Here is a 10,324-nt window from a genome sequence, read left to right on the forward strand (position 1 = left end):
TGGCCGGCAGTGGACGGCCACCGACCGACCGGCGGGTCATGGTCCTGGTCTCCGACACGGCCATCTACGGCAGGACGCGGATGATTGTCTTGCCGCGGCGTCGCGTGGTCGGGTTGAGGGCGCCGATGGCGTCGTCGAGGCTGGCGATGTCACCGATGTTGGTTCGCAGCCGTCCGTCGCGCACCCGCTGCACGATCTCACCGAGTTGGGCGCGGTCGGTTTCGACGACGAAGTCGATGGCCAGGCCGTCAGCGGGCCGTGCTTCGACCGGGCCGACGACGGATACCAGGGTTCCTCCGGGCTTGATCAGGGCGGCGGACTGCTGTTGAACGTCGCCGCCGATGACGTCGAAGACCAGGTCGACGCCGCCGATGTCTTTGAGCGTGTCGTTCTCGAGGTCGATGAACTCGTGCGCGCCGAAGTCGAGTGCCTTCTCGCGGTCGGCGGTGCGTCCGGTGCCGATGACGTAGGCGCCGGCTTCCTGTGCGAGCTGGGTGACCATCGTGCCGACTGCCCCGGCTGCGCCGTGGGCGAGGACGGTCTGGCCGGTCTGGAGGCGGCCGTGCTGGAACAGCCCCTGCCAGGCGGTCAGGCCTGAGATGGGCAGGGACGCGCCTACGGTGAAGTCGACGTCGCCGGGCAGCGGTGCGAGGTTGCGTGCTTCGATCGCCACGTACTGGGCGAGGGTGCCGTCGCGGTGCCAGTCGGCGAGGCCGAACACTCGCTGCCCGACGGAGAGCCCCGTCGTGCCGTAGCCGAGGGCGGTGACCACTCCGGCCAGCTCGTGGCCGGGGATCGACGGTGTCTTGTCACGGCCGGCGCGATCGGTCCAGGTCGAGGGCCACTCCATCTCTGTGGGGACGAAGCCCGATGCATGGATCTGAACGATGACGTCGTTGATCGCTGCGAGCGGCTCGGGCCGCTCCGTCAGCGTCATTCCGGCCATTCCCGCGGCCTGGTCGGCGACCACAATGGCTTTCATCGAAATGCTTCTTCCTTGGATATGTAATGGTTTGTCGGTTTCCTGGTGGGTTTTACATGAAGGTGAACAGCTGGTCGGTGTCGAAACGCGAGATCGGGGTGGTGTACACCCTCTCCGGGTCGGGGTAGCCGAGGGCCAGCAGCACCGTCGTGCTGTGTCCGCTCTCGCGGATCTTGAAGGCCTTGTCGACACTGGTCGGGTCGAACCCCTCCAGCGGGGTGGCCTCGACGCAGAGCTCGGCGGCCGCCATCATGGTCAGGCCCACCGCCATGTAGGTCTGCTTCTCCATCCAGTGGTTCAGGTCCTTGTAGCCGTAGGTGCGCAGGCTGAGGAAGTCCCGGGTCATGGATTCCCACAGCTCTTGCTTCGCCGGGTCGGGGAACCGGCCGTCGGCCCTCTCCTTGGCGAACACCGCCTCCAGGTGGGTGTCGGGCAGATCCGCCCGGGTGGTGAGGATGATGGTGTGCGACGCGTTCAGGATCTTCTCGGCGTTGTCCCGGAATCGTTCGCCCAGGTTGTTGGCGAGCCGCTCCTTGCCTTCGGGCGTGGCGAGAACGTAGAAGTGGTTCGGCTGTACGTTCACCGATGACGGCGTGGAGCGCAGGAACTTCAGCAGCTGCTGAAGGGTTTCCTCCGGAATGGTCTTGCTGGGGTCGAAATACCTGGTGAGGTGCTTGTTCATGAGCCGGTCGAGGTTCATGTCGATCCGCTTTCTTCTTGCGATGAAATGGGTGAGGAACGGTTCGGGTCAGGGCTGGTTCGTGCCGCGGTCGAGCAGGTCGTTGATGCGCTCGAAGCTCATTCCTGTGGTCGCGGTGGTGAGGTCGCCGGCGACGAGAGCCTTGGTGGCCTGCTGGAGTGCCTCCATGGCGTGCGTGTAGAGCGCTGGACCCAAGCTGATGCGCTTGACCCCGGCCCCCTGCAGCTCAGCGACGGTCAGCACCTTGTCCGCCGGCGAGATGAGGACGTTGACCGGTGTCGGCGCAACGGCGGTGACGATCGCGACGAGTGCGTCGAGGTCGGGTGGGTAGGGGGCGTAGAGCACATCCGCGCCGGCCTCGGCGAAGGCCGTCAGACGCCGGATGGTGTCGTCGAGATCGGGTCGGCCCTGGAGGAAGTTGTCGGTGCGGCCAGTGACGACGATGCGCCCCTTGGCCGCCTCGATGGCGGCGTGTATGCGGTTGACTGCCTCGTCGAAGCCGCGGATCGGTTGATCGGGATCGCCTGAGGTGTCTTCGATTCCGATACCGGCCAGGCCGGCCTCGACGGCGGCTTCCACGGTCGCCGAGACGTCTGCAGGGGTGTCGCCGTAGCCGTCCTCGAAGTCTCCGTTGACGGGCAGCCCGGTGAGCCGGCCGAGCAGCCGCGCATGCGCGAGGTGCTCGGCGCGGGTGACTTCGTGACGCCCGTCGGCCCGGCCGAGTGTGGCGGCGAGTGCCGCCGACGACGTAGCGATCGCCTCGAAACCGGCATCGGCCAGCATCAGCGCCGAGAGGCCGTCCCACGCGTTCGGCATGACGAAGCCACCATCGCGGGTGTGCAGTGCCATGAACTCCTCATAGAGTTCGGAGCCCGGCATAGCGAACCTTCCCGAATGATCGTTGTGGTGCGGTGAGGGTGTGTCGGCCGTGAGCGCGGCCTCGACGGGGGTCCCGGCGATCAGCCGGACGTGCTGGCCGCGCTCACGGCGGGGATGTCGACGTCGGTCTGGTTGACGTTGTTGATGAAGTTGGTCAGCAGGACCTGCACCGCCACCGTGACGATCGCCAGGATCTGCGGGTCGGTGTACCCGGCGCCTCGTACGGCCGCCAGGTCGGCGTCGCTCACCTGACCGCGGCTCTCCACCACCTGCTGAGCGAAACGAGCGACCGCGGCGCGCTTGGGATCGACCGAGCTCCCGGCCCGGGCCAGGTCGATGTCGTCGCTCGACATGCCGCCGAACTTGGACGACACGTAGGTGTGCACCGCCAGGCAGTAGTCGCACCCGTTGGCCTGCGAGACGGCGAGCGCGATGGTGTGCCGCGTCTTCGCGTCCAGAACCCGGCTCAAGCTGCCCTGCAGCGTCATGACGACGTCGAGCACGGTCGGGTTCGACGCCAGAGTGGCGAACATGTTCGGAACGAACCCGAACTGCGCGCCGATGGTGTCGAGGACGCCCTGCGCGCCGTCGGTGACGTCGTCGGGCGGGGGAACGCTCAGGCGTGACATTGCGAATCAACCTCCGGTGAATGTGTGAACAGTCAGCGTCGAGCCCAGGCCGGTTCTTACTGCCTCGCAGGTCCAGCCCCGGGACTGCGAACCCTGGCCATTTTTGGGCTGTCCGGCCCACTTCTCAGAGTGAACACTCTCGGTTCTGGGCTGCCAAGCCCAATCCGGCGTATCGTTGAGGCGTGACCACCACTACGGCAGCTCCGGCGCCTCACAAGCTCACGTCAAAGGGGCAGGCCACGCGGGCCCGCATCCTGGAGCACGCCGCGGAGCTCATCTACACAAAGGGAGTCCACGCGACGAACAACGAGCAGCTCCGTCGCGCCGCCGGCGTCAGCGGATCGCAGCTGAACCACTACTTCCCGAGCAAGGAGAGCCTCGTCCTGGCCGTGACCGCCTGGCAGGCCGAACGCGTCCTCACCTTCCACCGCGACGAGCGATTCGCCGGCTTCGACACCCTCGACGCGTTCCGGGCGTGGGCGGATTTCTACATCGGCTACGAGCGCGCCTACCAGGAGGGCTGCACCCTTGGCTCCCTGGCGAGCGAGATCATCAAGACGGACCTCGACGTGCACGACGAGCTCGCCAGTGCCTTCGACCAGTGGAGGGGGATCTTCCGCGAGGGAATCGAGCGCATGCAGCAACTCGGCCGCATCAGCGCTGAGGCAGATCCCACGCAACTGGCCAATCTGCTCCTTGCTGCCTTCCAGGGCGGCATGCTCCTCGCCCAGGTCGCGCGGGACATCACTCCGCTGAAAGACGCGTTGCATGCAGCCATCGACCACCTGCAGACCTTCGCCACGTCTCCCGACGCCGGCGTACTCAAAGCTCGGGGAGCGTGACGTACGGCGCATGTGGGGCCGCGTGCAGCAGCGCCCAGACCCAGCCGACGAGGCCCCCGTAAACCCGGCCGTTGCCGCTGCCATGACCCACGAGCTCGCCAGTCTGCGAAACGACCCACTGCCGACGCACCGGCTTTCCGTCCGCACGCCGGCCCGCCAGGCGAACGAGAATCTGACCCATGTCCCCTGAACCAGAGGCCTACACCGGCCAGACGCTGTGCAGCAGCGGAGGTTCCCCGCTGCGTGCTTTCTTGCGCACCGAGACCGGCGGTGCTGCCGTTCTGGTCGCCGCGGCGCTCGCCGCACTCTTCTGGGCCAACGAGACGCCCTCGGCATACACGGCGTTCTGGGACACCCGCCTGTCTGTCCGCTTCGGTGCGTACGGGATCTCGCTCGGCCTGCGGGAGTGGGTCAACAGCGGCCTGATGACGTTCTTCTTCTTCGTCGTCGGTCTGGAGGCACGCCGCGAGTTCGACATGGGAGAACTGCGCGAGCGCAAGCGGCTCACGCTGCCGCTCGTCGCAGGGCTCACCGGCATGATCGTGCCCATCGCCCTCTTCCTCGCCGTCAACGCCGGCCACGGCAGCGAGCAGGGCTGGGGTGCGGCGATGTCCACCGACACCGCGTTCGCCCTGGGCGTGCTGGCCGTCGCTGGCCGCGGCATGCCGCCCGGACTGCGGGTCTTCATTCTCCTGCTGAGCGTGGTCGACGACTTCCTCTCCCTCGGCGTCATCGCCTTCGCCTACAGCGACCGCATCGCCGTGCCCGCACTCCTCGTGGCCATCGCAACCCTCGCACTCGTCCTGCTCAGCCTGCGACTCGGCGTACGCCACGGCAGCGTGTACGCGCTGCTGGGCGTCGTCGCATGGGTCGCCCTGCTCGAGTCAGGTGTGGACCCGGTCGTGATCGGTCTCGCCCTGGGGCTGCTCACCTACGCCTACCCCGCCTCACGCACCGACCTGGAACACGCGACCGGCCTGTTCCGGCTGTTCCGCGAGCAGCCCACCCCGGAACTGGAACGGTCCGTCCGCGTCGGCATCGCCTCGGCAATCTCCCCCAACGACCGCCTGCAACGCATCTACCACCCCTGGACCAGCTACGCGGTGGTCCCGCTGTTCGCCCTCGCCAACGCCGGCATCGAGATCAGCGGCGGCCAACTGGCCCGAGCCTTCACCTCGCCCGTCACCCTGGGCATCCTCATCGCCTACGTCCTGGGCAAGCCGCTGGGCATCGTCGGAGCCTGTGCCCTGACCACGCTCGTCTCCCGCGGGCGGCTGCGCCTCCCGGTCGGCTGGGGCGCGGCAACCGCCGGCGGCGCGCTGTGCGGGGTCGGGTTCACTGTTTCCCTGCTCATCGCGACCCTCGCGTTCCACGGTGCACGCCTCGACGAGGCCAAGCTCGGCATCCTCGCCACACTCGTCTGCTCCTTCCTGACAGCCCGGCTCGTTACCGCGGTGATCGGCCTTCTGCCGTCTGCGCTGCGGCTCCGGGCCGTGTTCGGGAAGGCGGAGACGATCGTCGACCTGGCCGTGCCCGTGGACCCCGACCGCGATCACATCCGAGGGCCTCACCACGCCGCTGTCACCGTGGTGGAGTACGGCGACTACGAATGTCCCTACTGCGGGCAGACCGAGCCTGTCGTCCGTGAACTCCTCGCCGACTTCGGAGACCTGCGCTACGTATGGCGCCACCTCCCCCTCGCAGACGTGCACATCCACGCCCAACTCGCCGCCGAGGCCTCGGAAGCAGCAGCATGCCAGGGCCGCTTCTGGGACATGCACGACCTGCTGCTCAGCCATCAACAAGCCCTCCGCATCGAAGATCTGGACGCCCACGCGGCCGCTATCGGCCTGGACACCGAGCGCTTCGAACGAGACATGCGCGCTCACACCGGCGCCGCACGCATCGCCGAGCACGTCGAGTCAGCGGACCTCAGCAGCGTGGCCGGCACCCCCACTTTCTTCATCAACGGCCGCAGACACCACGGCGCCTACGACCTCGCCAGCCTCACCACCGCCGTCCGCGCAGCCCGCGAACGAGCCTCCGTCGCCACGTGACGGAACCAAGCAGACGCTCGACTTCGGCTGACCCGAGGACAACGGGGCCGGACAGGATCACGCATCACCCTGCCCGGCCCCGCCCTCCGTCCGCCGCTACGCCCACCGCATCCCGATCGCGGACAGCTGCTCCACCCGCTCGGGGGACAGCGTCGCGGCCCTGCTCCGCTGGTTCCCGATCCACGCACGAAGCCGGAGTTCCCGCTCCTCCTGGTCCCCGCTGCCGCCGTCTCCGTCCCCGCCGACGACGACGCCCGGAGATGACCCAACTGGCCAGCATTATCAGAGACTTCGCGCAGCTCTTGATGCCTCGCGCAGAAAATGCCGACGGGCTCTCGCGCTGGATCGTCCAGGTCCGCGCAGCCGATCTGCCTCATCTGCACGCCTTCGCCCGAGGGCTGGAGCGTGACAGCGACGCCGTGATCGCCGCTCTCACGCTTCCGCACAGCAACGGCCCCACCGAAGGCGTCGACACCGAGACCAAGCGGATCGCGCGCCAGATGCACGGACGAGCAGGCTTCACCCTTCTCCGCCACCGCATCCTCCTCGGATAGCAGCACGCTGCGTCACCACCGAATATGCGACAGGGCCGCTCACCGTACAGACCCACACCATCGGCAGGGCTGGTCCGGCAAACGGGGGCGGAGACTTGACTAGCATCCGCGTGATCGTGAATGACGGAAAAGTCGTGACCGCCTTCCCGTTGTAGGTGGGAGAGTTCCTGCAAGGAGAAACCATGATTCATCTTTCCTTCTCTCTCCCAGAGCCGGGTTCACCCTGGCGGAAGACCTGGGAGGGGGCCAAGCAGGGCGATCCTGCGGGTCTTGCAGAGATTGACCTTCGCTACAAGTACTTCGGCGTCAATGTCGCGATGCTCGTAGATAACGTGGAGGTCATCTCAAAGCGAAGATTTGTGACGCCCGTGGATCTGGCCCTTTCACTCTCCCACGCAGAGAGGCGTATCTCATCAGGGGAAGATGCGGCGTTCGGTTTCACAGGGAGTGAAGGGCGATCTCACTGATGAAGCCCAACTCCCGGAGCAGAGCGCGGGACGCGTTGCTGTCATAGCCCCGATCGACGAGGTTGACGTTCACGGCGTCCGGCAGTGGCCCGACCCGGTCCATGGCTGCGTGGAGAGTCGGTCCGAGCAGAGGCGAGTCGTTGGGCGCGTGAGTCGACCACCACCGCGCGGGCATCGCTCGGGAGGTCGGTGTCTGGGCACCGTCGAGGTAGCGGCGGCCGCCGAGGGTGTGGCTGTTACTTCAGACCGAGTCGTTGTTCGGCGGTCACCCAGTTCGAGGCAATGGCTTGCTGGGCTGCTGCGAGGGTGACTCGTCCGTTGCAGATGGCTGTGTGCAGGCGGGTCTCGACTTTGTCCTTGTCGTTGTTCGGGCCGGCGCCTGGCCTGTGTCCGGGGCTGGGCGGTTCTACCCAGAGGTTGCGTGGGTCGTTCGGGTCCCCGCCCAGTTGCAGTGAGACCAGGTGGTCGTACTCGGCGTCGTGCAGGCTCGCCTTGTCGGTCTTGTAGCCGTACGAGGCGGCGTTCGCGATCTTCTCACGGCCCGTCACCGAGGCCGGGGGGCGGATTTTGGAGGTGTATCCGTGTGGGTTGCAGATGGTGGCCTTGAGGGTCCGGGTGGTGACCTTCGGGTTCAGGGCACCGGGGGTGCAGTGGCTGTCGGGCAGCGGCTGTGCGTGGTCGTGCCGGTAGTGACAGGTGCCTGGTGCCGGCTGCTTCTGCACGGTGTAGTGGTCCTGGGGACCGGGCCCGTAGGGAAGAGATGAGCTGGTGGCGCCGGCCGGACTCGCGCCGAGGGCGAGCGCGGCACTGGCGGCAAGCATGCCCAAAGCAGTGAACGCGCGGTGGTACGTAGTCATGGACTCCCCGTTCTGCCGACCGCAGAACACCTCGGCGGCGGCGCGGTCACTGCCACCACTTCATGCGGCCCTGCATGTGATCTACGGCCGGTGATCACCGGCCGAACAGGACCTTACCCTCCTGGCCGATAAAGTGACCAGCCATCACGTGACGCTGTACACCCCTCGGTGGGTGGGCCATTGGCAGCGGACCCACCGTCAACCGACCCGTCCGAGACTGCGCGTCCGTGCATTCCGGTTCGTGAAAGCCCGTGGCGAAGTCTCGGCAGTTCTTGCGGAGTGCCGCACGGACGGCCGCGACCCCTCACCAGACGTGGCCTGACACGATCCGGGTGTCGGCCGCAATGTGCGCACGCCAGTCGATGACCTACTCGGGGGCCGACTACAACAGCCAGGGACTGGCCGCCGGAGGCCGGAGCTTCGCACGCCGGAGTCCGACGGCTGATCAGTCGATGACGTGCACGGTGACGTACATGTCTCCTGGCGCACCGCCGTGCTTGCCGGCGAGCCGGCCGACGTCCTCGCCGCCGCGCAGGCCGCCGTCGACGCGCCCGCCGGGTTGGGCGCCATCGCCTCCTACGCGACCGAGGTGGCTCTGCCCGCGACCGGCACCTGGTCCAATCCCGGCAGGGGCGGCGCCCAGGCGGACATCGTCATTACCGCGCACCCGAGGAAGGGGTGCCGCTGCTGTTCGTGGAGATCGACAACTGCTTCGAGTCCGCTCAGGTCCTCGCCGCGAAGATCGACAAGTACATGCGGTTCTGCCAGCGGAAGGTAAGGACGTCGACGGCAAGGAGCGGCCGATGTGGCACACCCGCTGGTGGGTGCCCGTCGGCCGCCTCACGGTGCCGCTCGATGACGGCTCCGGCCGAAGTGTGATCGTGATCAAGATGCGTGGCAGCGGGAGGCTTTGTTGCGGGGCTCTACCGGCGGCGGGCCGGCACAACCCCGCCCGCGCATCCTAATAGCGCTGGTTGGCAGCGCGCACCGAGCGGTCATCGCCCCTGATCGCTGCCGGTCGTGGTTCGCGCGTCAACTAGCGTTGCCAGGAGTTGTCTTCAAATGTCACACCCACATCAGCAGCGATGCGAGGGTGACGGCTGCTTGGTAGGACTCGGCGGTCTTGTCGTAGCGGGTCGCAATACCGCGCCACTGCTTCAGGCGGTTGAAGCACCGTTCCACGTTGCGCCGTTTGTAGAGCTGCTTGTCGAAGACCGGAGGGCGCCCGCGCCGGCTGCCGCGCCGGAGCCGGTTGCGGACCTGGTCGGCCCGCTCGGGGATGGGGTGCCTGATACCCCGGCGTCGCAGCCATGTCCGGATGGCCCTGGAGCTGTAGCCCTTGTCGCCCAGGACATTGGCCGGCCGCACACGGGGCCGTCCCGGGCCGATGCGGGGCACCCGAATCTGCTCCATCACGGCGGTGAAATAGGGCGTGTATCGGAAGTGGGTCTTGGAGCGGCTCGGTATCTGGGCATACACGCCTGTCTCGCAAGATCGGTAGCGGTCGATGGGCAGGTACTGGTAGTAGTCGGCCGTGGCAGGTGACCTGTGGACCCCAGTGATTTCGATGGTGGGTGTGGCTGTAGGTGGTGCGTTGACGTATCTGACCCAGCGCACGACGCAACGGGCAGCTGACCGGGCTGAAGAACAAAGGCGGGCTGCGGCGCAGGCGGAGGAGCGACGTGCTGAGCAGATCAGGACCGTGCTGGAGTTCATACGGTGCGCGCTGGAGGCGGAGGGCGTAGCGCATGCGCGGCCGCCGCAATGGGAGGTCGGTGATGACTGGTATGTGACGGCCAGGCCGGCGATGGACGGTCTTCGAATAGCCGAGAAGAGCATCGAGTTGCTCTGTGCCCCTGGCCTTCACTCACCGACGACCGCCTACGCCCGCGCCCTTAATCAAGCGGTCTGGCAGGAGCGTGACGAGGGGAGCCTGGCCGAGCGCCTGGAGCCGTTCAAGGCGAAATTCCTCGCTGTAGCACGCCGGAGCCTGACCTGACGTCGCAGGTCACAGCCACTCGTTGATCGCAGCGACCAGTACGGTCGCCTCATAGCGCACAGCCAGCTTGTCGTACCTCGTGGCCACGGCCCGGTGCCTCTTGTTGGCGATGGTTCCGCGGTAGCGCAGGCGGCGGTTGCCGTGCTGGGCGAGCCAGGCTGGCAGGTCTCCCACACATCCGGCCCGACCGTCTCCCCGGCCCATTCCCCCATCGCCACGAAACGAGTCTGGCCCCGCCGCTCGCGCGGCGGGGCCAGAACCCCAAGATCTTCATGGGCCTTCTAGTAGGACTTCGTTAGGTCTGTCTTGATCTTGGTGTGGTCCTGCGGGACAGGGGTTGGTGGCAGGTGGTGCAGAT

The 10,324-nt window shown here is 67.1% G+C and carries 9 protein-coding genes and 5 pseudogenes; 5 read left to right on the top strand and 9 right to left on the bottom strand.

The window, feature by feature from the left end; translation table 11 throughout:
* Positions 1 to 64 precede the first annotated feature (64 nt).
* The 4 genes from LZ604_RS33140 to LZ604_RS33155 all read right to left on the bottom strand — a co-directional run bounded on the left by LZ604_RS33140 (position 65) and on the right by LZ604_RS33155 (position 3,190).
* Entirely contained in the window at positions 65 to 982 is a 918-nt protein-coding gene (locus tag LZ604_RS33140) for an NADP-dependent oxidoreductase (protein ID WP_234519772.1), read from the bottom strand.
* Between the two features lie 52 nt (positions 983 to 1,034).
* The gene (locus tag LZ604_RS33145; RefSeq protein WP_234519773.1) at positions 1,035 to 1,682 is read right to left on the bottom strand and encodes a nitroreductase family protein; all 648 of its coding nucleotides are present in this window, start codon (positions 1,680 to 1,682) and stop codon (positions 1,035 to 1,037) included.
* 48 nt (positions 1,683 to 1,730) lie between these two features.
* Positions 1,731 to 2,531: an isocitrate lyase/PEP mutase family protein gene (locus LZ604_RS33150; protein ID WP_234519775.1), complete on the bottom strand. Its 801-nt coding sequence runs from the start codon at positions 2,529 to 2,531 to the stop codon at positions 1,731 to 1,733.
* Positions 2,532 to 2,641: 110 nt separating this feature from the next.
* Positions 2,642 to 3,190 carry a carboxymuconolactone decarboxylase family protein gene (locus LZ604_RS33155; RefSeq protein ID WP_234519777.1) on the bottom strand — a complete coding sequence of 183 codons (549 nt, stop codon included), beginning with the start codon at positions 3,188 to 3,190 and terminating at the stop codon, positions 2,642 to 2,644.
* A 182-nt stretch (positions 3,191 to 3,372) separates the two neighbouring features.
* Here LZ604_RS33155 and LZ604_RS33160 point away from each other — a divergent pair, with 182 nt between their 5' ends.
* Positions 3,373 to 4,032 (top strand): TetR/AcrR family transcriptional regulator, encoded by a 660-nt coding sequence (locus tag LZ604_RS33160; protein WP_234519779.1) that lies wholly within the window; start codon positions 3,373 to 3,375, stop codon positions 4,030 to 4,032.
* 179 nt (positions 4,033 to 4,211) lie between these two features.
* Entirely contained in the window at positions 4,212 to 6,089 is a 1,878-nt protein-coding gene (gene nhaA / locus LZ604_RS33165; RefSeq protein WP_234519782.1) for a Na+/H+ antiporter NhaA, read from the top strand.
* Between the two features lie 96 nt (positions 6,090 to 6,185).
* On the opposite strand, the pseudogene LZ604_RS36450 reads toward nhaA, so the two are convergent.
* Positions 6,186 to 6,284: pseudogene (locus LZ604_RS36450) on the bottom strand (helicase associated domain-containing protein); the annotation flags it as partial.
* 59 nt (positions 6,285 to 6,343) lie between these two features.
* On the opposite strand from LZ604_RS36450, the pseudogene LZ604_RS33170 reads away from it, so the two are divergent.
* Both LZ604_RS33170 and LZ604_RS33175 read left to right on the top strand, forming a co-directional pair.
* A pseudogene (locus LZ604_RS33170) lies at positions 6,344 to 6,643 on the top strand (transposase); the annotation flags it as partial.
* Between the two features lie 182 nt (positions 6,644 to 6,825).
* Positions 6,826 to 7,110 carry a hypothetical protein gene (locus tag LZ604_RS33175; RefSeq protein ID WP_234519783.1) on the top strand — a complete coding sequence of 95 codons (285 nt, stop codon included), beginning with the start codon at positions 6,826 to 6,828 and terminating at the stop codon, positions 7,108 to 7,110.
* On the opposite strand, the pseudogene LZ604_RS33180 reads toward LZ604_RS33175, so the two are convergent.
* The 3 genes and pseudogenes from LZ604_RS33180 to LZ604_RS33190 form a co-directional block, all read right to left on the bottom strand.
* A pseudogene (locus LZ604_RS33180) lies at positions 7,097 to 7,252 on the bottom strand (IS5/IS1182 family transposase); the annotation flags it as partial. The gene LZ604_RS33175 and the pseudogene LZ604_RS33180 overlap by 14 nt on opposite strands.
* A 94-nt stretch (positions 7,253 to 7,346) precedes the next feature.
* Complete coding sequence (locus LZ604_RS33185; RefSeq protein ID WP_372482255.1) at positions 7,347 to 7,967, bottom strand: hypothetical protein; 621 nt, start codon at positions 7,965 to 7,967, stop codon at positions 7,347 to 7,349.
* 1,065 nt (positions 7,968 to 9,032) lie between these two features.
* A pseudogene (locus tag LZ604_RS33190) lies at positions 9,033 to 9,392 on the bottom strand (transposase); the annotation flags it as partial.
* Positions 9,393 to 9,501: 109 nt separating this feature from the next.
* Between LZ604_RS33190 and LZ604_RS33195 the strand changes: the two are divergent.
* On the top strand, positions 9,502 to 9,966 hold the full coding sequence (locus LZ604_RS33195; protein ID WP_234519784.1) for a hypothetical protein: 465 nt from the start codon (positions 9,502 to 9,504) through the stop codon (positions 9,964 to 9,966).
* Positions 9,967 to 9,975: 9 nt separating this feature from the next.
* Here the strand turns inward: LZ604_RS33195 and LZ604_RS36620 are convergent.
* Positions 9,976 to 10,068, bottom strand: a pseudogene (locus LZ604_RS36620) (IS5 family transposase); the annotation flags it as partial.
* Positions 10,069 to 10,324: the final 256 nt, after the last annotated feature.

The organism is Streptomyces glomeratus (genome assembly GCF_021462825.1).
Taxonomy (GTDB): domain Bacteria; phylum Actinomycetota; class Actinomycetes; order Streptomycetales; family Streptomycetaceae; genus Streptomyces; species Streptomyces glomeratus.

What these genes read in the sequence shown, in the direction of transcription:
- LZ604_RS33150 (WP_234519775.1), bottom strand. Translation starts at nt 2,531, where the DNA reads ATGGCACTGCACACCCGCGATGGTGGCTTCGTCATGCCGAACGCGTGG.
- LZ604_RS33185 (WP_372482255.1), bottom strand. Translation starts at nt 7,967, where the DNA reads ATGACTACGTACCACCGCGCGTTCACTGCTTTGGGCATGCTTGCCGCC.
- nhaA (WP_234519782.1), top strand. Translation starts at nt 4,212, where the DNA reads ATGTCCCCTGAACCAGAGGCCTACACCGGCCAGACGCTGTGCAGCAGC.
- LZ604_RS33140 (WP_234519772.1), bottom strand. Translation starts at nt 982, where the DNA reads ATGAAAGCCATTGTGGTCGCCGACCAGGCCGCGGGAATGGCCGGAATG.
- LZ604_RS33175 (WP_234519783.1), top strand. Translation starts at nt 6,826, where the DNA reads ATGATTCATCTTTCCTTCTCTCTCCCAGAGCCGGGTTCACCCTGGCGG.
- LZ604_RS33145 (WP_234519773.1), bottom strand. Translation starts at nt 1,682, where the DNA reads ATGAACCTCGACCGGCTCATGAACAAGCACCTCACCAGGTATTTCGAC.
- LZ604_RS33155 (WP_234519777.1), bottom strand. Translation starts at nt 3,190, where the DNA reads ATGTCACGCCTGAGCGTTCCCCCGCCCGACGACGTCACCGACGGCGCG.